The 25,504-nt window shown below is 69.8% G+C and carries 22 protein-coding genes and 2 tRNA genes; 14 read left to right on the forward strand and 10 right to left on the reverse strand.

Going from position 1 to position 25,504, the window contains the following annotated elements; genetic code table 11:
- Position 1: 1 nt before the first annotated feature.
- Genes yidC through rpmH form a run of 4 tightly spaced genes read right to left on the reverse strand, consistent with a single transcriptional unit; the run spans position 2 to position 2,147 of the window.
- Positions 2–1,282, reverse strand: coding sequence for a membrane protein insertase YidC (gene yidC, locus BG418_RS27440; protein ID WP_188276685.1), 1,281 nt, complete (start codon positions 1,280–1,282; stop codon positions 2–4).
- A 3-nt stretch (positions 1,283–1,285) separates the two neighbouring features.
- Positions 1,286–1,621 (reverse strand): membrane protein insertion efficiency factor YidD, encoded by a 336-nt coding sequence (yidD, locus tag BG418_RS27445; RefSeq protein ID WP_188276686.1) that lies wholly within the window; start codon positions 1,619–1,621, stop codon positions 1,286–1,288.
- Positions 1,618–1,989, reverse strand: a complete 372-nt coding sequence (rnpA, locus tag BG418_RS27450; RefSeq protein WP_188276687.1) for a ribonuclease P protein component — start codon at positions 1,987–1,989, stop codon at positions 1,618–1,620. The genes yidD and rnpA overlap by 4 nt, the downstream gene beginning before the upstream one ends.
- Positions 1,990–2,009: 20 nt before the next feature.
- A complete protein-coding gene (rpmH, locus tag BG418_RS27455; protein WP_010985740.1) occupies positions 2,010–2,147 on the reverse strand; it encodes a 50S ribosomal protein L34 in 138 nt (45 codons plus the stop codon).
- A gap of 371 nt (positions 2,148–2,518) precedes the next feature.
- On the opposite strand from rpmH, the gene dnaA reads away from it, so the two are divergent.
- From dnaA to BG418_RS27500, 9 genes are all read left to right on the forward strand, one after another.
- Positions 2,519–4,294 (forward strand): chromosomal replication initiator protein DnaA, encoded by a 1,776-nt coding sequence (gene dnaA / locus BG418_RS27460; RefSeq protein WP_188276688.1) that lies wholly within the window; start codon positions 2,519–2,521, stop codon positions 4,292–4,294.
- 938 nt (positions 4,295–5,232) lie between these two features.
- Complete coding sequence (dnaN, locus tag BG418_RS27465) at positions 5,233–6,363, forward strand: DNA polymerase III subunit beta (protein ID WP_188276689.1); 1,131 nt, start codon at positions 5,233–5,235, stop codon at positions 6,361–6,363.
- Between the two features lie 120 nt (positions 6,364–6,483).
- On the forward strand, positions 6,484–7,362 hold the full coding sequence (gnd, locus tag BG418_RS27470) for a phosphogluconate dehydrogenase (NAD(+)-dependent, decarboxylating) (RefSeq protein WP_188276690.1): 879 nt from the start codon (positions 6,484–6,486) through the stop codon (positions 7,360–7,362).
- Between the two features lie 43 nt (positions 7,363–7,405).
- The gene (gene recF / locus BG418_RS27475; RefSeq protein ID WP_188276691.1) at positions 7,406–8,527 is read left to right on the forward strand and encodes a DNA replication/repair protein RecF; all 1,122 of its coding nucleotides are present in this window, start codon (positions 7,406–7,408) and stop codon (positions 8,525–8,527) included.
- A complete protein-coding gene (locus BG418_RS27480) occupies positions 8,524–9,075 on the forward strand; it encodes a DUF721 domain-containing protein (protein WP_188276692.1) in 552 nt (183 codons plus the stop codon). The genes recF and BG418_RS27480 overlap by 4 nt, the downstream gene beginning before the upstream one ends.
- 453 nt (positions 9,076–9,528) lie before the next feature.
- A complete protein-coding gene (gene gyrB, locus BG418_RS27485) occupies positions 9,529–11,592 on the forward strand; it encodes a DNA topoisomerase (ATP-hydrolyzing) subunit B (RefSeq protein ID WP_317453773.1) in 2,064 nt (687 codons plus the stop codon).
- Positions 11,593–11,636: 44 nt separating this feature from the next.
- Positions 11,637–14,249, forward strand: a complete 2,613-nt coding sequence (gyrA, locus tag BG418_RS27490) for a DNA gyrase subunit A (RefSeq protein ID WP_188276694.1) — start codon at positions 11,637–11,639, stop codon at positions 14,247–14,249.
- An 87-nt stretch (positions 14,250–14,336) separates the two neighbouring features.
- Positions 14,337–14,933, forward strand: a complete 597-nt coding sequence (locus BG418_RS27495) for a DUF3566 domain-containing protein (RefSeq protein WP_317453774.1) — start codon at positions 14,337–14,339, stop codon at positions 14,931–14,933.
- 110 nt (positions 14,934–15,043) lie between these two features.
- A tRNA-Ile gene (locus BG418_RS27500) sits at positions 15,044–15,117 on the forward strand.
- Between the two features lie 267 nt (positions 15,118–15,384).
- Here the strand turns inward: BG418_RS27500 and BG418_RS27505 are convergent.
- Complete coding sequence (locus BG418_RS27505) at positions 15,385–15,753, reverse strand: DUF6344 domain-containing protein (RefSeq protein ID WP_188276696.1); 369 nt, start codon at positions 15,751–15,753, stop codon at positions 15,385–15,387.
- A 210-nt stretch (positions 15,754–15,963) separates the two neighbouring features.
- On the opposite strand from BG418_RS27505, the gene BG418_RS40105 reads away from it, so the two are divergent.
- Both BG418_RS40105 and BG418_RS27515 read left to right on the forward strand, forming a co-directional pair.
- A complete protein-coding gene (locus BG418_RS40105) occupies positions 15,964–16,098 on the forward strand; it encodes a DLW-39 family protein (RefSeq protein WP_003958712.1) in 135 nt (44 codons plus the stop codon).
- Between the two features lie 143 nt (positions 16,099–16,241).
- Complete coding sequence (locus BG418_RS27515) at positions 16,242–17,555, forward strand: hypothetical protein (protein WP_188276697.1); 1,314 nt, start codon at positions 16,242–16,244, stop codon at positions 17,553–17,555.
- On the opposite strand, the gene BG418_RS27520 is transcribed toward BG418_RS27515, so the two are convergent.
- Both BG418_RS27520 and BG418_RS27525 read right to left on the reverse strand, forming a co-directional pair.
- Positions 17,542–18,894: a serine/threonine-protein kinase gene (locus BG418_RS27520; RefSeq protein ID WP_188276698.1), complete on the reverse strand. Its 1,353-nt coding sequence runs from the start codon at positions 18,892–18,894 to the stop codon at positions 17,542–17,544. The two genes, BG418_RS27515 and BG418_RS27520, sit on opposite strands and share 14 nt — an antisense overlap.
- A gap of 25 nt (positions 18,895–18,919) precedes the next feature.
- On the reverse strand, positions 18,920–19,468 hold the full coding sequence (locus BG418_RS27525; RefSeq protein WP_188276699.1) for a DNA-binding protein: 549 nt from the start codon (positions 19,466–19,468) through the stop codon (positions 18,920–18,922).
- Between the two features lie 150 nt (positions 19,469–19,618).
- On the opposite strand from BG418_RS27525, the gene BG418_RS27530 reads away from it, so the two are divergent.
- A tRNA-Ala gene (locus BG418_RS27530) sits at positions 19,619–19,691 on the forward strand.
- A 1-nt stretch (position 19,692) separates the two neighbouring features.
- On the opposite strand, the gene BG418_RS27535 is transcribed toward BG418_RS27530, so the two are convergent.
- The 3 genes from BG418_RS27535 to BG418_RS27545 form a co-directional block, all read right to left on the reverse strand.
- Entirely contained in the window at positions 19,693–21,117 is a 1,425-nt protein-coding gene (locus BG418_RS27535) for an MFS transporter (protein WP_188276700.1), read from the reverse strand.
- 59 nt (positions 21,118–21,176) lie between these two features.
- Positions 21,177–22,049 (reverse strand): alpha/beta hydrolase, encoded by an 873-nt coding sequence (locus tag BG418_RS27540; RefSeq protein WP_188277233.1) that lies wholly within the window; start codon positions 22,047–22,049, stop codon positions 21,177–21,179.
- Between the two features lie 337 nt (positions 22,050–22,386).
- Positions 22,387–22,839, reverse strand: a complete 453-nt coding sequence (locus BG418_RS27545) for a nuclear transport factor 2 family protein (RefSeq protein ID WP_188276701.1) — start codon at positions 22,837–22,839, stop codon at positions 22,387–22,389.
- 227 nt (positions 22,840–23,066) lie between these two features.
- Here BG418_RS27545 and BG418_RS27550 point away from each other — a divergent pair, with 227 nt between their 5' ends.
- Entirely contained in the window at positions 23,067–24,620 is a 1,554-nt protein-coding gene (locus BG418_RS27550; protein WP_188276702.1) for a class I adenylate-forming enzyme family protein, read from the forward strand.
- Positions 24,607–25,497, forward strand: a complete 891-nt coding sequence (locus BG418_RS27555; protein ID WP_188276703.1) for an MBL fold metallo-hydrolase — start codon at positions 24,607–24,609, stop codon at positions 25,495–25,497. Before BG418_RS27550 ends, BG418_RS27555 begins: the two co-directional genes overlap by 14 nt.
- The last annotated feature ends 7 nt before the right edge of the window (positions 25,498–25,504 follow it).

A 25,504-nucleotide genomic window follows, 5' to 3' on the forward strand; every position in this document is an offset into this window, starting at 1 on the left:
CTTACTTCTTGGACGGGTGCTTGGGCCGCTGCTGACCCTTGCGCTGTCCGGACTGGGCCTTGCTGCGTGCGGTACCGGAGGCGGGCTTGGCCGCCTGCTTGGCCTTGGCGTTCTGCGGCGCGTCCTGCTTCGTCTCGGACTCCTCGTCCGACGTGCCCTTGTCCAGCGAGGTCTTCGCCTCGTCCTCGGCGTCGGCCGCGCTCTGCTGGGCACCCGACTGGCGCTGGGCCTTGGTCTGGCGCTTGGGCTGCTGGCGCTTGGGGGCCGCGCCCTCCGCCTCGGCCACGGCGACATCGCTCTTGATCACGGAGCCGTCGGCCTGGGCCGCGAAGCCCTGCTTGGCCAGGCTGGTGATGAACTTGCGCTCGTTGTCGTTGCGGTCCGGGCCCTTGGCCACGATCGCCTGGACGACGGCGCGACGGCGCTTGCCCCGTACGTCACTGTGGGCGGCGACGCTCTTGCTCAGTCGCTCCAGGTAGCTGGCCTGCGCCTTGGAGCCCGGCGTCGGGTTCTGGTTGATCACGAACATCTGCTGGCCCATGGTCCACACGTTGGTGGTCAGCCAGTAGACGAGGACACCGACGGGGAAGTTGATACCCATCACGGCGAACATGACCGGGAAGACGTACATCAGCATCTTCTGCTGCTGCATGAACGGCGTCTTCACCGACAGGTCCACGTTCTTCGTCATCAGCTGGCGCTGGGTGAAGAACTGCGACGCGGACATCATCACGATCATGATCGCGGTGATCACGCGGACGTCGGTGAGGGTGGCGCCCAGGCTCTCGACCTTGTGCGCGCTGTCCGTGAACTTGGCCGCCAGCGGGGCGCCGAAGATGTGGGCCTTCTGGGCGCTCTCAAGCAGCGGCTGGTTGATGACGCCGATGGTCTTGCCGCTCGCGATGCCCGACAGCACGTGGTACAGCGCGAAGAAGAAGGGCGACTGCGCCAGGATGGGAAGGCACGAGGAGAGCGGGTTGGTGCCCGTCTCCTTGTACAGCTTCATCATCTCTTCGGACTGACGCTGCTTGTCGCTCTTGTAGCGCTCCTGGATCGCCTTCATCTTCGGCTGGAGCGCCTGCATGTTCCGGGTCGACTTGATCTGCTTCACGAAGAGCGGGATCAGACAGATCCGGATCAGCACCACCAGGGACACGATGGACAGTCCCCAGGCCCAGCCCGTGTCCGGCCCGAAGATCGCGCCGTACAACTTGTGGAACTGGACGATGACCCAGGAAACAGGCCAGGTGATGAAGCTGAACAGACTGGCAATCGTGTCCACTAATCAGGCTCCTTGAGCATTGGGCGAGGTCTCTGCGGCCGGGCTGGGCTCGGTCTCAGCGGCGGAGTGCCCGCCCTTGCTGCCGCGCCAGGCGTTGCGCAGCGCCTCGTGCCAACGAGGGCGCTTGCGTTCGGGGACATAGTCCACGCCGCCCGGCGACCACGGATTGCACCGCAGAATGCGCCAGGCGGTCAGTGCCGTGCCCTTCACCGCGCCATGCCGGTCAATGGCCGTGTACCCGTAGTGGGAGCACGACGGGTAGTACCTGCAGACGGGCCCGAGCAGCGGGCTGATCGTCCACTGGTACAGCTTGATCAGGGCCAGCAGCGGGTACTTCATCGCACACCCCCTCCCAGCAGCCGCTGAAGGGCGGCGTCCAGGTCTCGGGCCAGCTGTGCTTGATCGGCATCGCCCGCGCCGGGCAATGCTCGTACGACAACCAGGCTACCGGGGGGCAGCTGGGGGAGCCGATCGCGCATCAGATGGCGAAGCCTGCGCTTCACCACGTTGCGCACGACCGCGACTCCCACGGCCTTGCTGACGACGAAACCCGCACGCGTCGGGGGAGCGCTCTCCCCAGGCGCGTGCGGGTCCGTTGCACCGCTGCGTAGATGGACGACGAGAAGCGGGCGACCGGCCCGGCGTCCTCGGCGTACCGCGGTCGCGAAGTCTTCGCGCCGCCTCAGCCGATTCTCGGTAGGCAGCACGTCATGACCTGATTACGCGATTACGCGGACAGGCTGGCGCGACCCTTGCCACGACGGCTCGCGAGAATCGCGCGGCCGGCACGGGTGCGCATCCGCAGGCGGAAGCCGTGGGTCTTGGCGCGACGACGGTTGTTCGGCTGGAAGGTGCGCTTGCTCACTCGGGGGCTCCAGAAGTGTTTCGGTGGTGGCGGGACATCGCCTGGCTGTCACCGTGCGCCCACGAGAAGCTCGCAATACGCCCGAGTGCACCGCTTCACGATCACATGACCGTGATCTTTGCCCATCGGAGGCAGGCGGCAGCAGCCATCGACAACTCGACCTGGTTACGGTACGCGCGACTACGCCATCCGGTCAAACCAGCATCTCGACGGGCCCCACTGTGCACAGGCTGTGGACAACAACTTGAACCACGTCAGCCGCCCCGACTACCGTGGCTCAACCCTGACTCTTTTCCCTTCTGTCCTTTCCCAGCCCTTCCATCCCGTCCCGAGAACCACACATTCGTGGGACCTGCGAGAGAGCGTGCCTTGTGGCTGACGTACCTGCCGATCTTGCCGCAGTGTGGCCACGAGTGCTGGAGCAGCTCCTCGGAGAAGGCCAGCAGGGCATCGAGCCCAAGGACAAGCAGTGGATCGAGCGCTGCCAGCCGCTCGCCCTGGTCGCCGACACGGCGCTGCTCGCCGTCCCCAACGAGTGGGGCAAGCGCGTCCTGGAGGGCCGCCTGGCCCCGCTGATCAGCGACACGCTCAGCCGTGAGTGCGGCCGCCAGATCCGGATCGCGATCACCGTCGACGACTCCGTGGGCGAGCCCGGCCCGCAGCTCGCGCCGCCGGCCCCGCAGCAGCCCCCGCGCTACCAGGACGACGCCTACGGGCGCCCGGCCGACGACGGCCTGCCCAGCGTGCGGCCCGCCTACCCGGACTACCAGCAGCAGCGCCCCGAGCCCGGCGCCTGGCCGCGCGCCCAGGAGGACCTCTCCTGGCAGCAGCAGCGGCTCGGCGGCTTCCAGGAGCGCGACCCGTACGCGACCGCCCGCCCCCAGCCGCAGCACGACTACCGCCAGCCGCAGATGCCCGAGCGGCCCCAGTACGAGCAGCAGCCCCAGCAGCCCCAGCAGTACGAGCAGCAGCGGCCGGAGCGGCCGGAGCGGCACGAGTTGCCCGAGCCGCAGGCCCAGCAGCACCCCGGCGGCCCGCAGCCGGGCGGCGGCGCCCCGCGTCCGATGGGCGCGCCGTCGTCCTCCTCGGCCCAGCCCGGCGGTCCGGGCGAGCCGCACGCGCGCCTCAACCCCAAGTACCTCTTCGACACCTTCGTCATCGGCTCGTCGAACCGGTTCGCGCACGCGGCCGCGGTCGCCGTCGCCGAGGCGCCGGCCAAGGCGTACAACCCGCTCTTCATCTACGGGGAGTCGGGCCTGGGCAAAACGCATCTGCTGCACGCGATCGGGCACTACGCCCGCAGCCTGTACCCCGGCACGCGCGTGCGGTACGTGAGCTCCGAGGAGTTCACCAACGAGTTCATCAACTCGATCCGCGACGGCAAGGGCGACACCTTCCGCAAGCGGTACCGCGATGTGGACATCCTGCTCGTCGACGACATCCAGTTCCTGGCGAGCAAGGAGTCGACGCAGGAGGAGTTCTTCCACACGTTCAACACGCTCCACAACGCCAACAAGCAGATCGTGCTCTCCTCGGACCGGCCGCCCAAGCAGCTGATGACGCTTGAGGACCGGCTGAGGAACCGTTTCGAGTGGGGTCTGACCACCGACGTCCAGCCGCCCGAGCTGGAGACGCGGATCGCGATCCTCCGTAAGAAGGCGGTGCAGGAGCAGCTCAACGCCCCGCCGGAGGTGCTGGAGTTCATCGCGTCCCGGATCTCGCGGAACATCCGTGAGCTAGAGGGCGCGCTGATCCGGGTGACGGCGTTCGCGTCGCTCAACCGGCAGCCGGTGGACCTCGGGCTCACCGAGATCGTGCTGAAGGACCTGATCCCCGGCGGCGAGGACTCGGCGCCGGAGATCACCGCGAGCGCCATCATGGCGGCGACCGCCGACTACTTCGGGCTGACGGTGGAGGACCTGTGCGGATCCTCGCGCAGCCGCGTCCTGGTGACGGCCCGCCAGATCGCCATGTACCTCTGCCGTGAGCTGACCGACCTCTCGCTGCCCAAGATCGGGGCCCAGTTCGGCGGCCGCGACCATACGACGGTGATGCACGCCGACCGCAAGATCCGCGCGCTGATGGCCGAGCGCCGCTCGATCTACAACCAGGTCACCGAGCTCACCAACCGCATCAAGAACGGCTGAACGCGCCGCTGAGCAGAGCCTTCAAGGGCGCCCGGGACATCGTCCCGGGCGCCCTTCTCGTGCCGTGAGGGCGTCTCTCCGCTGCTGTGGGAGCCGCTCGCCGAGCGCCGTGAGGACGTCTCGGGGACGCCGTGAGGCCTCTCTTCGCGTGCCGTGGGCGCCTCTCACGACCGGTTCGTACGGTCCGCCCGGGCCACCGGTGTTCGAATACCCGCTGGTCGGTGGGGGTTCTCCACAGATCGGGGGACTTTTCCCCGTCCACACCCTGGGGACTGCCGAGTTGTCCAGATTGCATCCACAGGCCGACACCCTGATACTCCATCACCCCAGGTCAGCCACCTGTGGATTTGTGCGCGAGCAGTCTCCACAGGCTGTGGACAGAATCTTCGTCCACAGCCTGTGATCAAAGTTGTCCACCGGCGGCCCACAGGCTGGGTCCCGTTGCCCACAGCTTCTCCACACCCCTGTCCACTGTTCGGCAACGAAACACCCCCGATCACCGTGCCGAGTGAAAGGCGTCACACCAACGTGGTCGGTTGGGCTGTGGGGAACGTGGGTAAAGCTGGGGACAGCTCTGGGGAGAAGTGGCCCCTGCCTGTGCATCGGGTGTGCAGAACTTTCGGGTGTCCACAGAAGAGTCGAGTTGTCCACCGGCTCCACCCACAGGCTCAGTGGACAAAAAAGTGGGGTTGACCTGCGAAAACGGGGTTATCCACCGTTTCCACAGGCCCTACTACTACTCCCACTTAGAGTTAGCTCGGATTTCGCTTCGAAGTGGGGCCTGTGCACAACTTGAGCCCGGCGGCTCCGTGACCCGTCGGCGCGACTTGACCCCGACTCGCACCGAGTGTCAGCGGCGTACGTCAGACTGGTCCCCGGCGATACAGCCGACGACGAATGCCAGCAGGGCGAGCCAGCAACAGCAGGAGGCGGTTCCGGTGAAGATCCGGGTGGAGCGCGATGTTCTCGCGGAGGCGGTGGCGTGGGTGGCCCGCAGCCTCCCGGCCCGTCCGCCCGCGCCCGTCCTCGCGGGCCTTCTTCTGAAGGCGGAGGACGGCGCCCTCAGCTTCTCCAGCTTCGACTACGAGGTCTCGGCGCGGGTCTCCGTCGAGGCCGAGGTCGACGAGGACGGCACGGTGCTCGTCTCCGGCCGCCTGCTCGCCGACATCTGCCGCGCCCTGCCCAACCGCCCGGTGGAGATTTCCACAGACGGTGTACGGGCCACGGTGGTCTGCGGCTCCTCCCGCTTCACCCTCCACACCCTGCCTGTGGAGGAGTACCCGGCGCTGCCGCAGATGCCGACCGCCACCGGCACCGTTCCCGGTGAGGTCTTCGCCTCGGCCGCCGCCCAGGTCGCCATCGCCGCCGGGCGCGACGACACGCTGCCCGTCCTGACCGGCGTACGGATCGAGATCGAGGGCGACACGGTCACCCTGGCCTCGACCGACCGCTACCGCTTCGCGGTCCGCGAGTTCCTGTGGAAGCCGGAGAACCCGGACGCCTCCGCGGTCGCCCTGGTGCCCGCCAAGACGCTCCTGGACACCGCCAAGGCGCTGACCAGCGGTGACACGGTCACCCTGGCGCTGTCGGGCTCGGGCGCCGGCGAGGGCCTGATCGGCTTCGAGGGCGCCGGTCGGCGTACCACCACGCGGCTGCTCGAAGGCGACCTGCCGAAGTACCGCACGCTGTTCCCCACCGAGTTCAACTCGGTCGCGGTGATCGAGACCGCCCCGTTCGTCGAGGCCGTCAAGCGTGTCTCCCTGGTCGCCGAGCGGAACACCCCGGTCCGCCTCAGCTTCGAGCAGGGCGTGCTCATCCTGGAAGCCGGTTCCAGCGACGACGCACAGGCTGTGGAAAGGGTCGACGCCAACCTGGAGGGCGACGACATCTCGATCGCCTTCAACCCGACCTTCCTGCTCGACGGCCTGAGCGCCATCGACTCCCCGGTCGCCCAGCTCTCCTTCACCACCTCGACCAAGCCGGCGCTGCTGAGCGGCAAGCCCGCGCTCGACGCCGAGGCGGACGAGGCGTACAAGTACCTGATCATGCCGGTGCGCCTGTCCGGCTGAGCTTGTCCGGCTGACCTGCGCGGGGCGTACGTCTGAGCGGCCGACCCCACAGGTGTGTGCCCGTGTCCGGGCGTAGTCTCGGACCCGGGTACGAAAGCCACAACGTCAAAGGATCATGTGATGGAGCTCGGTCTCGTCGGCCTCGGCAAGATGGGCGGCAACATGCGCGAGCGGATCCGCCGCGCAGGCCACACCGTCATCGGTTACGACCGCAACCCGGACGTCGCCGATGTCCACAGCCTCGAAGAGCTGGTGGGCAAGCTCAAGGGCCCGCGCGTGGTCTGGGTGATGGTTCCGGCCGGTGCCGCGACCCAGTCCACCGTCGACGAGCTCGCCGAGCTGCTCTCCCCCGGCGACGTGGTCGTCGACGGCGGCAACTCGCGCTGGACCGACGACGAGAAGCACGCCGAGGAGCTGGGCCGCAAGGGCATCGGCTTCGTCGACTGCGGTGTCTCCGGCGGCGTCTGGGGCCTGGAGAACGGCTACGCGCTGATGTACGGCGGCGACGCCGAGAACGTCGAGAAGGTCCAGCCGATCTTCGACGCGCTCAAGCCCGAGGGCGAGTTCGGCTCGGTCCACGCGGGCAAGGTCGGCGCCGGCCACTTCGCCAAGATGGTCCACAACGGCATCGAGTACGCGATGATGCAGGCGTACGCCGAGGGCTGGGAACTCCTGGAGAAGGTCGACTCCGTCACCGACGTCCGCGAGGTCTTCCGCAGCTGGCAGGAGGGCACGGTCATCCGTTCCTGGCTGCTCGACCTGGCGGTCAACGCCCTCGACGAGGACGAGCACCTCGACCAGCTGCGCGGCTTCGCGGCGGACTCCGGCGAGGGCCGGTGGACCGTGGAGGCCGCCATCGACAACGCCGTACCGCTGCCCGCGATCACCGCGTCGCTCTTCGCGCGGTTCGCGTCCCGGCAGGACGACTCCCCGCAGATGAAGATGATCGCGGCGCTGCGCAACCAGTTCGGCGGCCACGCGGTCGAGTCCAAGAAGTAATCCACAGGCTGTTGGCAGGGCCGGGGGAGGTCGGCGCACCACCATGCACGTCACGCATCTCTCGCTGGCCGACTTCCGCTCCTACGCCCGGGTCGAGGTCCCGCTCGACCCGGGCGTCACCGCTTTCGTGGGGGCCAACGGCCAGGGCAAGACCAATCTGGTCGAGGCGGTCGGCTATCTCGCGACCCTCGGCAGCCACCGCGTCTCCTCGGACGCGCCGCTGGTGCGCATGGGCGCCGAACGGGCGGTCATCCGCGCGGCCGTGACCCAGGGCGAGCGCTCCCAGCTGATTGAGCTGGAGCTCAACCCGGGCCGGGCGAACCGCGCCCGTATCAATAGATCCTCGCAGGTCAGACCGCGTGACGTGCTGGGGATAGTACGCACCGTGCTCTTCGCGCCCGAGGACCTGGCGCTGGTCAAGGGCGACCCCGGCGAGCGGCGGCGCTTCCTGGACGAGCTGGTCACCGCGCGCTCCCCGCGCATGGCGGCGGTCCGCTCCGACTACGAGCGCGTCCTCAAGCAGCGCAACACCCTGCTGAAGTCCGCGGCGATGGCCCGGCGCCACGGCGGCCGGGGCATGGACCTGTCGACCCTGGATGTGTGGGACCAGCATCTGGCGCGGGCCGGCGCGGAGCTCCTGGCGCAGCGCCTGGACCTCATCGCGACCCTCCAGCCGCTCGCGGACAAGGCGTACGAGCAACTGGCGCCCGGCGGCGGCCCGGTGGCCCTGGAGTACAAGCCGTCGGCCGAGGGCGAGGCGACCACCCGCGAGGACCTGTACGGGCAGCTGATGGCCGCGCTCACCGACGTACGCAAGCAGGAGGTCGAGCGCGGAGTGACCCTGGTCGGGCCGCACCGCGACGACCTGCTGCTCAAGCTCGGCCAGCTCCCGGCCAAGGGCTACGCCAGCCACGGCGAGTCCTGGTCGTACGCGCTGGCGCTGCGGCTCGCCTCGTACGACCTGCTGCGGGCCGAGGGCAACGAGCCGGTCCTGGTCCTGGACGACGTCTTCGCGGAGCTGGACGCGCGGCGCCGCGAACGGCTGGCGGAGCTGGTGGCTCCGGGCGAGCAGGTGCTGGTGACGGCGGCCGTGGACGACGATGTGCCGGGCGTCCTCGCAGGGGTGCGGTACGAGGTCGCCGGGGGCGAGGTGAGGCGGGTATGAGCGAGCACTCCGGTAACGAGACACCGCAGCCGAAGGTTCCCGAGTCCTCCGGCATCGACCTCGCGCGCGTGGCGCTGCGCGCCGCCAAGGAGCAGGCCAAGGCACGGGGCGCCGCCGCGCAGCAGAAGAAGCAGGCCAGACGGGGCGGCGGCCTGCGCTCGGGCGCGCGCGCGGACGGCCGCGACCCGCAGCCGCTGGGCGCCGCCATCAACCGGCTGATCACCGAGCGCGGCTGGGAGACCCCGGCCGCGGTGGGCGGCGTGATGGGCCGCTGGCCGCAGATCGTCGGCGAGGACCTCGCCAAGCACTGCGTACCGCTGCGCTACGACGAGGACCCCGACGAGCGCGTCCTCACCGTGCAGTGCGACTCCACGGCGTGGGCGACCCAGCTGCGCCTGCTCGCACCCCAGCTGGTGGCGCGCCTGAACGCGGACCTGGGCCACGGCACGGTCCGGATGATCAAGGTCCTGGGGCCGGGCGGCCCGCCCACCCGGTACGGGCGCCTGCGGGCCCCGGGGAGCACGGGGCCGGGCGACACGTACGGGTGAGGCGGCAGTTCCCGCCGCCCGGCCGCGCCGTAACCGGCCGCCCATGACCGCACGCGGCCCTCACGCGTGCGCGCGGGGCGTGGCGCGGGCGCGAAGAACCCGGCCCGGGCCGCCTGTTGGCGGCCTCCGCGCGCCAGGAAACCGGGCGGTACGGGTGAGGCGTCCCTCACGGTAGCCGGAGGTTGACAGGCCGAAGCGCTGAACGCCCGTGTGAGGCTCTTAGAGCCCCTGCCTGGATATGGGGAGTCGGTAGCCGCCCGCTCAGGGCGGCACATGCGGACTCAGGTACCGGCAAACCCCCATTCATGTCGGCGCTACCGGTAGACTGGTCAATAATCCCGCCCTCCTCGCGGGAACCACCGAATGACGCGGTCGGACGTTGCCTTCACGGCACCGCCCGACGCTGACCATCGCTGAACGACGCAGCTGCTCCTGTCTGCCCAGGGGAAGGCTGTGCTGTGCCAGAAAGGGCGCTTCGTGGCCGATTCCGGCAACCCCAACGAGAACACCCCGTCCGCTGCCGTCGGTGAGAACGGCGAGGTCACCGCCTCGTACGACGCCAGCGCCATCACCGTCCTCGAAGGTCTGGACGCGGTCCGCAAGCGACCCGGCATGTACATCGGCTCGACCGGTGAGCGCGGCCTGCACCACCTCGTGCAAGAGGTCGTCGACAACTCCGTCGACGAGGCCCTCGCCGGTCACGCGGACACGATCGACGTCACGATCCTGGCCGACGGCGGCGTGCGCGTGGTCGACAACGGCCGTGGCATCCCCGTCGACCTCCACCCCGTGGAGAAGAAGCCGGCCGTCGAGGTCGTGCTCACCGTGCTGCACGCGGGCGGCAAGTTCGGCGGCGGCGGCTACGCCGTCTCCGGTGGTTTGCACGGCGTCGGCGTCTCCGTCGTGAACGCCCTCTCGACCAAGCTCGCGGTCGACATCAAGCGCGACGGCTACCGCTGGACCCAGGACTACAAGCTCGGCGTCCCCACCGCCCCGCTCGCCAAGCACGAGCAGGTCGAGGAGAGCGGCACGACGGTCACCTTCTGGGCCGACCCGGACGTCTTCGAGACCACCGAGTACTCCTTCGAGACGCTCGCGCGGCGCTTCCAGGAGATGGCCTTCCTCAACAAGGGCCTGACGATCAAGCTCACGGACGAGCGCGAGTCGGCGAAGGCCGTCTCCGGGGCGGACTCGGCCGAGGAGTCGGAGGACCAGCAGGCGCTCACGGTGTCGTACCACTACGAGGGCGGCATCGTCGACTTCGTGAAGTACCTCAACTCGCGCAAGGGCGACCTGATCCACCCGACCGTCATCGACGTCGAGGCCGAGGACAAGGAGCGCATGCTCTCGGCCGAGATCGCGATGCAGTGGAACTCTCAGTACAGCGAGGGCGTTTACTCCTTTGCGAACACCATCCACACGCACGAGGGGGGTACGCATGAGGAGGGATTCCGCGCCGCGCTCACGGGCCTGGTCAACCGGTACGCCCGCGACAAGAAGCTGCTGCGCGAGAAGGACGACAACCTCTCCGGCGAGGATATCCGCGAGGGTCTGACGGCGATCATCTCCGTCAAGCTGGGCGAGCCGCAGTTCGAGGGCCAGACCAAGACCAAGCTGGGCAACACCGAGGCGAAGACGTTCGTCCAGAAGGTGGTGCACGAGCACCTGACCGACTGGTTCGACCGGAACCCCAACGAGGCCGCGGACATCATCCGCAAGGCCATCCAGGCGCAGACGGCACGTGTCGCCGCCCGCAAGGCGCGCGACCTGACCCGCCGCAAGGGTCTGCTGGAAAGCGCCTCTCTCCCCGGCAAGCTCTCGGACTGCCAGTCCAACGACCCGACGAAGTGCGAGATCTTCATCGTCGAGGGTGACTCCGCCGGTGGTTCGGCGAAGTCCGGCCGCAACCCGATGTACCAGGCCATCCTGCCGATCCGCGGCAAGATCCTGAACGTCGAGAAGGCCCGCATCGACAAGATCCTGCAGAACACCGAGGTCCAGGCGCTGATCTCGGCCTTCGGCACCGGAGTCCACGAGGACTTCGACATCGAGAAGCTCCGCTATCACAAGATCATCCTGATGGCGGACGCCGATGTCGACGGCCAGCACATCAACACCCTGCTGCTGACCTTCCTCTTCCGCTTCATGCGGCCGCTGGTCGAGGCCGGGCACGTGTACCTGTCGCGTCCGCCGCTCTACAAGATCAAGTGGGGCCGGGACGACTTCGAGTACGCGTACTCGGACCGTGAGCGCGACGCGCTCGTGGAGCTCGGCAAGCAGTCGGGCAAGCGGATCCGCGAGGACTCGATCCAGCGCTTCAAGGGTCTGGGCGAGATGAACGCCGAGGAACTGCGCATCACCACCATGGACGTCGACCACCGTGTGCTCGGCCAGGTCACCCTGGACGACGCGGCCCAGGCCGACGACCTGTTCTCGGTGCTGATGGGCGAGGACGTCGAGGCGCGGCGCTCGTTCATCCAGCGCAACGCCAAGGACGTCCGCTTCCTCGACATCTGAGTCGGTCCCTCGCTGACCGCTTCGAAAGGACTTGAGAACCAGCAATGGCCGACGAGAACACTCCCGCGACCACTGAACCCACCGAGGAAGAACCTGTAGTGCGCATCGAGCCCGTCGGGCTCGAAACGGAGATGCAGCGCTCCTACCTCGACTACGCGATGTCCGTCATCGTCTCGCGCGCGCTGCCCGACGTACGGGACGGCCTGAAGCCCGTCCACCGCCGGGTGCTGTACGCGATGTACGACGGCGGGTACCGGCCCGAGAAGGGCTTCTACAAGTGCGCCCGCGTCGTCGGCGACGTCATGGGCACGTACCACCCGCACGGCGACTCCTCGATCTACGACGCGCTCGTCCGCCTCGCCCAGCCCTGGTCGATGCGGATGCCGCTGGTGGACTCCAACGGCAACTTCGGTTCCCCGGGCAACGACCCGGCCGCCGCCATGCGGTACACCGAGTGCAAGATGATGCCGCTGTCCATGGAGATGGTCCGCGACATCGACGAGGAGACCGTCGACTTCCAGGACAACTACGACGGCCGCAACCAGGAGCCGACGGTTCTGCCGGCGCGCTTCCCGAACCTGCTGGTCAACGGCTCCGCCGGTATCGCCGTCGGTATGGCCACCAACATCCCGCCGCACAACCTGCGCGAGGTCGCGGACGGCGCCCAGTGGTTCCTGGCGCACCCGGAGGCCTCGCACGAGGAGCTCCTGGACGCGCTGATCGAGCGCATCAAGGGCCCCGACTTCCCGACCGGCGCCCTCGTCGTCGGCCGCAAGGGCATCGAGGAGGCGTACCGCACCGGGCGCGGCTCCATCACGATGCGCGCGGTGGTCGCGGTCGAGGAGATCCAGAACCGCCAGTGCCTGGTCGTCACCGAGCTTCCGTACCAGGTGAACCCGGACAACCTGGCGCAGAAGATCGCCGACCTGGTCAAGGACGGCAAGGTCGGCGGCATCGCCGACGTCCGCGACGAGACGAGCTCGCGCACCGGCCAGCGCCTGGTCATCGTGCTGAAGCGGGACGCGGTCGCCAAGGTCGTCCTGAACAACCTGTACAAGCACACCGACCTGCAGACGAACTTCGGCGCCAACATGCTGGCGCTCGTCGACGGCGTGCCGCGCACCCTCTCGCTGGACGCGTTCATCCGCCACTGGGTGACGCACCAGATCGAGGTCATCGTCCGGCGCACGAAGTTCCGGCTGCGCAAGGCCGAGGAGCGGGCCCACATCCTGCGTGGTCTGCTCAAGGCGCTCGACGCGATCGACGAGGTCATCGCGCTGATCCGGCGCAGCGAGACCGTCGAGGTCGCGCGCGAGGGCCTGATGGGCCTGCTCCGGATCGACGAGATCCAGGCCAACGCGATCCTGGAGATGCAGCTCCGCCGGCTCGCCGCCCTGGAGCGCCAGAAGATCGTCGCCGAGCACGACGAGCTCCAGGCGAAGATCAACGAGTACAACGCGATCCTCGCCTCGCCGGAGCGCCAGCGCCAGATCATCAGCGAGGAGCTGGCGGCCATCGTCGAGAAGTTCGGCGACGACCGGCGCTCCAAGCTGGTGCCCTTCGACGGTGACATGTCCATCGAGGACCTGATCGCCGAAGAGGACATCGTCGTCACCATCACCAACGGTGGCTACGTCAAGCGCACCAAGACCGAGGACTACCGCTCGCAGAAGCGCGGCGGCAAGGGCGTGCGCGGCACGAAGCTGAAGCAGGACGACATCGTCGACCACTTCTTCGTCTCCACCACGCACCACTGGCTGCTGTTCTTCACCAACAAGGGCCGCGTCTACCGGGCCAAGGCGTACGAGCTGCCGGACGCCGGACGGGACGCGCGCGGTCAGCACGTCGCGAACCTGCTGGCCTTCCAGCCGGACGAGAAGATCGCCCAGATCCTCGCCATCCGCGACTACGAGGCGGCGCCCTACCTGGTCCTCGCCACCAAGTCCGGCCTGGTGAAGAAGACCTCGCTGAAGGACTACGACTCGCCCCGTTCGGGTGGTGTCATCGCCATCAACCTCCGTGAGACGGAGGCCGCCGGCGAGGACGAGCTGATCGGCGCCGAACTGGTCTCAGCCGAGGACGATCTGCTGCTCATCAGCAAGAAGGCGCAGTCCATCCGCTTCACGGCGACGGACGACGCGCTGCGCCCGATGGGACGCGCCACTTCCGGTGTCAAGGGGATGAGTTTCCGCGAGGGCGACGAGCTGCTCTCGATGAATGTCGTCCGGCCCGGTACTTTCGTGTTCACCGCCACCGACGGCGGGTACGCGAAGCGGACCCCCGTCGACGAGTACCGCGTCCAGGGTCGCGGTGGCCTCGGTATCAAGGCCGCCAAGATCGTCGAGGACCGGGGCTCGCTGGTCGGCGCGCTGGTGGTCGAGGAAACGGACGAAATCCTCGCCATCACGCTCGGCGGTGGTGTGATTCGTACGCGAGTCAACGAGGTCAGGGAGACGGGCCGTGACACCATGGGCGTCCAACTGATCAACCTGGGCAAGCGCGATGCCGTGGTCGGTATCGCTCGTAACGCCGAGGCCGGTCGCGAGGCTGAAGAGGTCGACGGTCCCGAAGGGGCCGAGATCGACGCGGCCGAGGGCGAGTCTGCCGAGGCCGCAGTCGAGGGCATCGAGCCCTCGGCCGGGGAGCACGAGGAGTAAAGCGTGAGTGGAGCCACGGGCGCCGGATCGGCCAGTTCCGGAGCGGACGGTGCCCGTGGCCCTGCCGCGGACTCCCAGGGGGTAACGGTGACCGACACCCGCGGGCCGCAGGCCCGGTCCGACGAGGGGTACGCGGCCGGGCCGCTGCCCGGCGAGCGCGAGAAGCCCGCTTCGGGCCCCTCGCAGCCGTACCACCCGCCGCAGGCCTACCCGACGCCCCAGAACGGGTCGCAGGGCGGTCAGCAGCGCATCGGCGGGCAGGCGTCCGCCGCCGCACGCCGGCAGCCCCGCACCGGGGCGCGCACGACGCCGCGTACCCGCAAGGCGCGGCTGCGGGTGGCCAAGGCCGACCCGTGGTCGGTGATGAAGGTCAGCTTCCTGCTCTCCATCGCGCTCGGCGTGTGCACGGTGGTGGCGGCGGCGGTGCTGTGGATGGTCATGGACGCCATGGGCGTCTTCTCGTCGGTCGGCGGCACCATCAGCGAGGCCACCGGCTCCAACGAGTCCAACGGCTTTGACCTGCAGTCGTTCCTGTCGCTGCCCCGCGTGCTGATCTTCACCTCGGTGATCGCGGTCATCGACGTGGTGCTCGCCACCGCGCTGGCGACGCTCGGTGCGTTCATCTACAACCTCTCGGCCGGTTTCGTGGGCGGCATCGAGCTCACGCTGGCCGAGGACGAGTAAGCGCGGTTCCCGCACGTCGGACGGGGGCCGGTCATCGATTTTGGGACTGGCCCCCACGTGCGCTAATCTTCAGAGGTCAGCGCGCGGGGGACACCCCCGAAGAGCGCGGCGGGGCTATAGCTCAGTTGGTTAGAGCGCATCCCTGATAAGGATGAGGCCACAGGTTCAAATCCTGTTAGCCCCACAGTGACGAAGACCCCCGGACATCGCGTCCGGGGGTCTTCGCGTTGTCGGCGGGCGGGTGTCGGTGGTCCGCGTAGGTCCGGGCTGGCGGGTCCGGGGCGGGCGTCCCCTACGTACTACGTACGTGCAAGGCGACGCCGCGTACCGACGGCCCGGCGCGAAGCCGTACCGATGACGCGACGCCGTCGTACCGACATGAAGAAGCCCGGCAACTCGGGGAGTTGCCGGGCTCGTGCGCTCGGGCGGGCGCGGGGAGGTTCGGGGGGATTCAGGGGGACAGGGCGCCGGCGCCCGGAGCGGCGGCGTCCGTGCTGTCGTCGGCCTCGCTGCCGTCGGCACCGTTGCCGCTCTCCCTGTCCTCGTTGGCGGTCGGCAGGTGCCGGGTCGAGGGCGAGGAGCCGTGGGCCTCGGCGCGGATGCGCTGCTTCATCGTGGGCGGCAGCGCCGAGAGGCCTGGCAGGGCCCAGGGCGCGATCGGCGTACGGGCGGTGGGGATTTCGCTCCGGTTGTGCGCTACGGCCTGCTGCGGTACAGAAGCGGCGGCCGAGGCCTGGGAGGCGAAGCCGAGGGAGGCGAGGAGGGCGACGAACATGCCGATGAGTGCGGTCCACCACGTCGTGAGCTTGCTGGTTGCCATGACTTCCTCGCTTCTGTGCGCTTCTTGGTTGCCCGATTTGCGATGTACCTCATGATGTGTACGGGCGGGGCAGAGCGAGGGTGCGACGCACCGTTATGGGCGGATGTTCCGATGAACTGCACTCGGATGGACCATCACCGATTGATATCGATCGGTGTGTATAGTCGGGCGACAGAGGTCCCTTACGTCAAGGAAAGACGAGGTCGCGCGGTGAAGAAGCTCCTCCTGGTCGCACTGGCCGCCATCGGCGGGCTCCTCGTGTACCGCCAGATCCAGGCGGATCGCGCCGAGCAGGACCTGTGGACGGAGGCGACCGACTCCGTGCCCGCAGGTTCGGGTGTGTGAGCCCCACAGAGTCCAGTTGCAGAGCCCCGGCCGCCGACGCGGCCGGGGCTCTGTGCTGTCATGTGCCCGGGGCAGCGGCCCCCATGGGTTCACCTGCGCAAATCAATGGCTTGCACAAGCAAAATTGAAGGGGGCGCGGCGGCATGACGAACCAGCGGGGGAAGGCCCTGGCCGCAGCCGCCGTGGCCGCGTTGTGCGCGCTGACGGCGTTACCGGGCCAGGGGCGGGCGCAGGCCGCGAACGGGCAGGTCGAAGCGGATGCGCGGGGGCGCAGCAGCTCGTACCACTATGACCCGAATGCCCAGCCGGTCACCGGCGCCGCGAGCGGTCAGGGCGGCCCCCGCCTCGTTGCCAAGACGGTCTACCGGTCCACGATCGGGCCGGGCGCCACCATCTCCTTCCAGGTCGACCTCGACGGCAGCGGTGACGCCTATGTGTCGGCCGTGGCCGTGCCGAAGCAGGACGCGAAGGTCTCCTCCAATGACGGCATCCAGCTGACCCTGCGGGACCGTAACGGCAACACCTGCGACTCCAACAGCGCCCTCTTCGGCACCCCCCAGTACCCGAGGCCGATCGCCGCGTACGTCTCCCGGGGCCTCAACCGGCAGCAGACGCCCTGTCAGGCGGCGGGCACGTACACGGTGTTGATCGAACGGATCGGCGACCAGGCGGCCCCCTGGGGGCTTGAGCTGCGTCAATTCCGGGAGCCGAGGGTCGCCTCCGGCGGGCCGAGCACCGCGCCGATGCAGGGGTCCACCGCGTCGCCGCCCGCACCCACCGGCGGCGGGCGCGAGATCCGCGGCGGTACGGGCTTCGCCGACGCGTTCCCCATGCGCCAGGGCGAGTGGCGGGACAAGCTGAGGCCGGGTGACACGCTCTTCTACCGCGTGCCGGTCGGCTGGGACCAACAGCTGTCCGTCACGGCCGTGCTGGCCCGCTACGGCGGTAACAAGTACGTGCCGGAGGCGATCGACCTCCGGCTCTACAACCCGGCGCTCGGACTGGTCGGCTACGCGTTCATCGGATACGACGGCAGCAGCCCGGCCTCCACCGGCTTCCAGCCGCTCGCGACGGTGAATTACCGCAACCGGTACGCCAACACGAGCTCGGCCGCCGCCATGCGCTTCAACGGCGACTACTACCTGGCGGTGAGCCTCAGCCCCGCCCTCGCCGACGCTCTCGGTAGCGGGCCGTACGTGGTGACGCTGAGGGTGGACGTACACGGCAAGGCGGGGCCCGGGCCCGCGTACGAGGGGGGCGCGCCCAGCTTCGGGACCACCGGTACCGGCCCTGCGCAGGGCACCGTGGCCGCCACCTCCCCTCGCCGTGGCAGCGGCTCGACGCGGATGCGGCTGCTCGCGGCCGCCGGGATCGGGACGGGCACGCTGCTGATGGTGGGGCTCGGCGTGTGGACGCTGGTGGCCCGGCGCCGGGCGCTGTCTCTCAGGTCCGGCTGAGCGCCCAGAAGCCGACGGCGAAGCAGAGCAGCGCGAGCAGCAGGACCGGGACGGCGATTTTGCGGGGCGGGCCGGTGGGGGCGGGGCGCCCGGAATGCCCGGGATGCGGCCCGGTCGCTGGTCCCACAAAACTCACCGGTTCCGCTGGCTCCATGGGCCCCACGGGCTGAACAGGGCTGTAAACGGGCGGGGTTGGAGTGGGAACTTGCGGGCTCTGCGAGGGAACTTCCGGGCCCTGCCAGACGTAGCTCTTGGTGACAGGAGTTGGTGCGTAGGAGGGTGGATACGGGGGTGGGGTGACATGGCCGTCGGCCGTCGGCGGGGTGGGCAACTGCTGTACGGGCAGCGCTTGTTGCTGCTCCCACTGCTGTGGTGCCTGATCCGGTGGGAGCTGCGCGGAGGACGGCGTGGCCTGCACGTCCCACGGGTCCTGCGGGTCCGGCGCACGGTGCGCACCCCGCGGGACCTGGCGCGGAACGAACCCCTCCGGGAGCGGGCCGATCTGGTCGAAGACCTCGACCGGCTCCTCGTCGGACGCGGGGTCCGGCAGCAGCTCGACGGCCGTGGCGAGCGCCTTGCGCGCCCCCGTGGCCGTCCGGAACCTGGCGTGCGGGTCCGGCTGCAGCAGGCCCGCCAGGACCTGCCACAGCGGCTCCGGGATGCCCTTGGGCGCCCCCGGTGTCCCGTACGCCGAGAAATACTCCACCAGGGCCCGGGCGTCGGGTTTCTGACCCTCCAGCAGATACAGCGCGACCAGGCCGACGGCGAACAGGTCGGCCGGGAAGTCGGGCTCCGCGCCCATGACCTGCTCGGGCGCGAAGTACCCCGGCGTCCCCATCACGAAGTTGGTCTCGGTCAGGCGTGGCTCGCCCTTGCGCAGGGCGATGCCGAAGTCGGACAGCCGCAGATGCGGCCGCCCGGTCCCGGTGGCCTCCAGGAGGATGTTGGCCGGCTTGATGTCGCGGTGGACGACCCCCTCGGCGTGCACCGCGCCCAGTCCGGCGAGCAGCTGGTCGAGCAGCACGCAGACGAAGCGCGGCGGCAGCGGTCCGTAGTCCCCGATCAGGTGGGCGAGCGAGCCGCCGGCCACCAGGTCCATGGTGAACAGGACCTTGTCGTCGTCGGCGGCCCAGCTCGCGGGGGCCAGCACATGAGGGTGGTCGATCCTCAGTGCCTGCTCGCGGACGAAGCGCAGCAGCGTGTGCGCGTCGCTCTGCTGGAGGACCTTCGCCGCCACACAGCGCCGACGGCGGTGGTCCCAGGCACGCCATACGGCGCCGACGCCGCCGCGCCCGATCGGGTCGATGAGCTCATACCGACCGGCGAAGACCTCACCCACCTGGCACCCCCGCCCCCATCGGCCGTCAGCTCTGGTGCGCCTCGTAGTGGGCGACCGCCTCGGCGGTGCGTCCGGCGCCGTACACCCGGAGGAACTCTGCCAGTTCGGGGTGGGCGGGGGCGAGGGTGTCGGCGGCGTCGATGATGTCCCCGGCCGCGGCCACCGAGCGGAGCAGCGACTGGATCTCGCGCACCACCCGGCGCACCGTCGGCGCGCCCGAACTGGTCGTGGTCTGACCGGTGTTGGTGAGCACGGAGCCGCCCTGCGACTTCTTGATCTCGTCCATCCGGTCGGTGGCCTCGGCGGCGCTGACGCTGCCGTCCGCGACCTGGCCCGCCAGGTCCTGGAGGGCCTGGACCCGCTGGACGACGGCCGGGTTGCCGATCTTGGCGCGCTGACCGCTCATCAGCTGGGACAGCATGGGCGCCGACAGGCCGAGGACGGCGGCGAGCCTGGCCTGGTTCAGGCCGAGGTCGTCTATCAGCCGACGGAAGAGCGCCCCCAGCGGCTCCCCGTACCAGCTCCGCTGGAGCTCCCTGGCTCTTGCGGTCGCTTCCTGCTGTGCTGCGTCCATTGCGCGTCTCCCCATCGCTTCCCCTTGAGGCGCTTCGCTGTCGCGAACCCCGACGAGCATCTTACGGAGAGTGGTCGCCGACCGGGAGTCCCAATCCTTTTGCGGGATACCCCGTTCCACCCGGTACTCTGGTCTGCGCATCACCGTTTCGGGGCCTTAGCTCAGTTGGTAGAGCGCTGTCTTTGCATGGCAGATGTCAGGGGTTCGACTCCCCTAGGCTCCACCTATGAAATGCCCTCCGACCTGCGGAAACGCGGTTTCGGAGGGCATTTTTCATGCCCATCGGTGGGCACATGGGTGCCCACCGGGGGCGGCAGATGCCCGTGATTCGGGGGGTTTGCAGGAGCCCGGGTGGGGGCCGTAGCAGAGTTGCTCGCTCGGCGCCGGGAGCGTGGCGGTGGCCCAAGGGCGATGCCGGGGGTGTCCGTGCGACGGTGGCCACGCCGGTGCGGTAGCCCCGCCAGCAGGACCGCGAGGGCTGCGGCCAGCGATGCGATCCCTCCCGTCCACAGGCCGGAGCGTGCGCCGTATCGGGCCGTCAGCCAGCCGACGAGGAGCGCGCCCAGCGGGGTGAGTCCTTGCAGGATCAGGGTGTAGAGCGCCATCACCCGGCCGCGGAACCGCGGGTCGCTGCCGAGTTGGATGCGGTGATTGACGGCCTGCGTGAAGTAGATGGTGGCGAAGCCGGTCAAGCAGAGCAGAACGGCCGCCGAGGCATAGTCGGGGGACCAGCCGGTGGCGCTCTCCAGCACCCCGAACGCCAGGGCGGAGCCGGTGACGGTCCGGGCGGCGGGGCGGCCGCGCCGAGCGGTGGTGGCAAACGCGGCGAGCAGTGAGCCGGTGGCGAAGGCCGTGGTGAGCAGGCCGAAGGAGGTCGCGTCCGCCTTGAAGACGGTCTTGGCGAGCAGTGGCAGGGTGAGCTGGAAATTGAACCCGAACAGGCCCACCACCGCCAGCAGGGCCAGTGGCACCATCAGGTCGGGCCGGGTGCGGACGTAGCGCAGTCCGTCCACCACCCGGGAGACGCGCCGGCCGGGCTCTGCGCGGATCAGCTCTTGGGGCCGCATCAGACGCAGTCCCGCCACGGTGGCGAGGTAGCTGACCGCGTTTAGGGCCATGACCAGGCCCGTACCGGCCGCGGAGATGAGCAGGCCGGCCAGGGCCGGGCCGACGACTCGGGCGGTGTTGAAGTACGCGGCGCTCAACGCCGAGGCGTTGGGCAGTAGGTCGGGCCCCACCAGCTCGCTGACGAACGCCAGTCGGGCGGGGACCTCGAAGGCGTTGACGGTGCCGAGCGCCAGCGCGAACAGATACAGGTGCCACAGCCGCACGGCGTCGGCCAGGACCAGCGCCGACAGCGCCAGGGCCAGTACGCCGGAGACCAGGTTGGCGAGGGTGAGCAGCAGTCTCTTGTCGTACCGGTCCGCGAGTCCGCCGCCGTACAGGCTGAGCAGCAGCATCGGTGTGAACTGGAGGGCGGTCAGGGTGCCCAGAGCGGTGGCGGAGTCGCCGGTCAGGTCCAGGAGCAGCCAGTCCTGGGACACGACCATCATCCAGGTCCCCGCCACCGAGATGACCTGGCCGGCCGCGAACAGCCGGAAGTTGCGTACGGCGAGTGAGCGGAAGGTCTTGGGACGCGTCCTGTCCATGAGCGTGTGGTCCGCCTAGCCTCTCGGGGTCTGCCTGGTCCGCCGGAGCGTCCTTCGGATCAGGAGGTCGCGCCGGACCGGGCCAGGCACTCCTCCAGGAACGCCAGAGCGCGCAGGTGGTAGGAGCGGGCAACCCAGCCGAGGCTCATGTTGTGGCCCGCGCCGGGTTGCCGGTCGACGGTGACGAACGGCGCGGTGGGGAACAGGCGGGTCAGTTCGGCGAGATCCTGCTCGTCGTGCCGCCACCACAGTTCCTGCTCGGCGAAGGTGAGGCGGACCGGGACCGGGACCCGGGCGGAGGCGGCGGTGAAGTGCTCCGGCCAGCGCACTGCCTCCGCCCGCTCCCGTGCGGGCATGGGCGCGACGAGGGCGCCGGCGGCGCGGAAGGTGCCGGGCGGGTAGAAGCACAGAGCGCCCCAGTTCCGCTTCCACTGGCCGAACTGGTGGGGGTCGCCCAACGCACTCGGGTCGACGGCGTAGTCCCGGCCGCAGCCCGAGATGTCCAGGCCGAGCAGGGGCGGCGCGGTGGGGTCCGGCTGGTCCTGGTCGGCGGCGTAGGTGAGGGCGAGTTTGCCACCGAAGGAGTGCGCGACGAGGAACACCCCGGCGCCGGTCGGGAACCGGCCGGCGAGGTGGGTGAGCGCGGCGCGCAGAGCGGCGGACTGCTCGGCCAGGTTCTGGCCGAGCGGCAGGTGAGCGGCGGACAGCCCGTAGCCGGGCCGGTCGACGGCGACGACGGTGTAGCCGAGACGGGCGCCGAGGGTGAGGAGACTGACGTCGGGATGGGCCTGGCCGTCGAAGTAGCCGGCGCTCATGCCACCGCCGTGCACCGCGACGACGGTCGCGCGCGGCGGGCCGGATGGCTGGGCGATCAGCGCGGACAGGGGGAAGGGACCGGTCTCCAGGACGAGCGGCCGGACACCCGGGGACATCGTGGGCGCGACGGTGGGGGCGCTCACCCCTTGCCCCGGGAGCGGTCGTGCAGACAGGCGCGGCTCATGTGCTCCTCCTGATGCGGATGGTCGGATCGGTGCGGGCGGATCACGTGGCGGAACGGGCCCCGGTTCCCCCCGCCCCCCCGGGGCCCGGGGGGAACCGGGCCGGCGCCCGCGAAGGCGTCCGGTTGCCGAAAAGGACGCCGGTGACCGTGTCACCCGGTCCTGCCGGCCGCCTCCGCCTGTACCGCCGGGTCACCGCAGCCGCTACGGGGTGCTCCGCGAGGCCGCGAGACCTCGACGGCCATGGTGGACAGCGCGGCCTTGTCGGCCGTCACAGGTCGTCGCGGCTCACCTGGCGCCGGACCACCTGCCAGCCGCCGTCCACCCGTACCAGGATGTCCTCGCACAGAGTGCTGCAGTAGATCGTCGGCTTCTCGCCGCGCCAGGTCTCCAGCACCATCACGTACGACCGGGTGTGGACCCGCTCGCCGTCGCCCTCCGTCACGGAGTCGGCCGCCAGCATCGTCATGACGTGACGGCGGACGATCCCGGCCTTGGCCTGTGCGGCGAAGGCCCGCTCGCAGTGCTCGGCGATGGCGGCCCGGCCGCTGAGGGGCTCGGGGAACGCGTTGGTGGCGAAGACGCCGTCCTCGGTGAAGCTGCCCGCCCAGGCCGGGACATCGAGGTCGTCGGAGGACTGCATCTGCCGGGCGTAGAAGTGCTGGAGGTCCTGATAGACCTCCGTGGTGACCGGGACCGTCGCCACTGCTGCCGCCTGGACCATAACGGGGCCTCCTCAAGGTTCGGTGGTCGGGAACTGGTGTGTCCCGCAGGCAGGTTGGGTGTCGTTGCTCAAGGGCTGCTGTAAGCCGGGTCAAAGGCACACATCGGATCTGTGCGTGTCTTGACCCGGCTTACAGCAGCCTTTGAGCCCACATCACCAGGGTCGGCGGTCGTGCGGCACCGCCTACGAGGGCAGCCGTGAACAGGACTGCCAAAGATGAGGACGAGATGACCCGAACCGAGTCGGCGCCGCTGACCACCGAGATGCCCCTGGACCGACCCGCCGTCCCGCTGAGCTGGGCACGCGGCTCCGTCGACGCGATGCTGGCGGACGCGGCACGTGCCTACCCGGCGCGGGCCGCGATCCTCGGCGACGGCGTGGAGATCTCCTACGCCGAACTGGACGCGGCCGCGACGGACTGGGCCCGGACCCTGCACCGCGTGTTCGACGAGCCGCCGGGGACGGTGGCGGTCGCCCAGGCCCCCGACCCTCGGTTCCCCGCCGTGTACTACGGGATCCTGCGGGCGGGCGGTACGGCCGCCGTGGTCAACCCGCTGCTCCCGGACCACGTACTGGCGCATGTGCTGAGGCTGTCGAAGGCCCGTCTGGCGGTCGTTCCGTCCCAGGTGCGTGAGCGGCTGCTGCCGCTCCTGGACACGCTCCCCGACCTGAAGCACGTGCTGGTCCTCGGCGAGGACCTGGCGGACGACGACGGCGACTGGTTCCCGCCGGCGGCTCCGGCCGAGGAGGACCGGGCCGTGATGCTGTTCACCAGCGGCTCCACCGGTGTGCCCAAGGCCGTTCAGCTGAGCCATCGCAACATCAAGGTGAACGCGGCCCAGATGGCGGCCGCGCACCGCATCGACTCCTCGTCGACGGTTCTGCTGCACCTCCCCATCTACCACCCGATGCACATGAACACCACTGTCTCCGTGGCGGCGACGCAGGTCGTGTGCACGAGCTCGCGCCCGGCCGAGGCGATCGAGCTGGCCAACCGCACCGCCGCGACGCACTACTACACCTTCCCGGTGCGCCTGCTGGAGCTCGCGGCCGAGCCCGAGCTGTCCTCCTGGCGCCTGGACACCGTCTCGCTGATCGCGTCCGGCGGCACCGCTGTTCCGCCACGGGTGGTGCGCGCGTTGGCGGACACCTTCGGCCTTCAGCTGCTCCAGGGATACGGCATGTGCGAGACCTCGTCGCTGGCGTCCCTGGACGTCCCGGACGCGCCCCGGGCGGGTTCGGTCGGTCTGCCCCTGGACGGCAGCACGATACGGATCGTCGACCCCGGGTCCGGGGACGTCCTGCCCGCGGGCGGCATCGGGGAGATCCGGATTCACGGTCCCCATGTGATGCAGGGGTATCTGGGCCACGACGGCCCCTCCCCGGTGGACGAGGACGGCTGGCTCGCCACGGGGGACATGGGGTACCTGGACGAGGACGGCTACCTCTACATGTTCGACCGGGTCAAGGACGCCTTCCGGTGCGGCGACGAGCTGGTCTCACCGACCTCGGTCGAGCGCAGGCTGGACGCCCACCCGGCGGTGCGGGACTGCGCTGTCGTGGGCGGGTCCGATCCCGTACTCGGAACCTCCGCGGTGGCCTTCGTCGCCCTCCATGACGGCGCCGAGGCGGGCATCCTCGACAGCGTCCTCGCAGAGGTCAACAGCGAACTGACCGAGGGGCAGCGCATCCGCCGCGCCGAGGTGGTGGCGACCATCCCCCGGCTCGCCACCGGCAAGGTGGCCCGGGACGAACTCCGGGCACGTCTTGCCGGCGCCTGACCGGAGTGGGCAGGCCGGGCGCGACTGGGAGATCGACGAGAGCTGCATCGACTGCGACGTGGCACGCCAGCTGGCCCCACAGACGGTCGTCCGGCTCGGCTCCCGCTCGGTGCTGGCCCGCCAGCCGTCCGACGCGCGCGAGCACCGGGCCCTGGAGAGGGCGGCGGCGGCCTGTCCGGTACGGGCGATCCGCCGTGGTCCGGGGCGCATCGGGGAGGCTCCCTTCCCGATGCGCATCGAGGGCGAGGTCCATCTCTGCGGGCACAACTCCGCCCGGACCTTCGGGGCCAACGCCTATCTGGTGCGCCGCCCCGAGGGCAACCTGCTGGTGGACACGCCGCGCTGGACCTCCTCGCTCGCCGCGTCGTACGAGCGCCTGGGCGGCATCGCGCACATCCTGCTGACGCACCGTGACCACACCGCCCACGCCCGGAGGTTCGCGGAGCACTTCGGCTCCCGGGTGTGGATCCACGAGGGAGACGCGGATGCCGCGCCGTACGCCGACACGGTGCTGCGGGGCACCGGGCCGACCGAGGTGCTCCCGGGGGTGACCGCGCTGCCCGTGCCCGGCCACACCCGGGGGAGCACGGTGTACGTGGTGGACGAGAGGTACTGCTTCACCGGCGACACGTTGTACTGGTCGCGGACCGCACGGGACCTGGAGGTGTTCGAGACGGTGCTCTGGTACTCGCGCCCGGAGCTGATCGACTCGCTGCTGCGGCTGGCCCGGCGGACACGCTTCGCCTGGGTGCTGCCCGGTCATGGCGACCGGTGCCACCGGCCGGCCGAGGAACTGCATGAGCGGCTGTTGGACCTGGTCGCACGCATGCGGCGTCGATCGCCGCGGCCGCTCGACATCGGCGCCGTCGAGTGGTGAGCCGTGC

Origin of the sequence: Streptomyces sp. CBMA152 (assembly GCF_014596475.1) — a bacterium.
Lineage (GTDB): Bacteria > Actinomycetota > Actinomycetes > Streptomycetales > Streptomycetaceae > Streptomyces.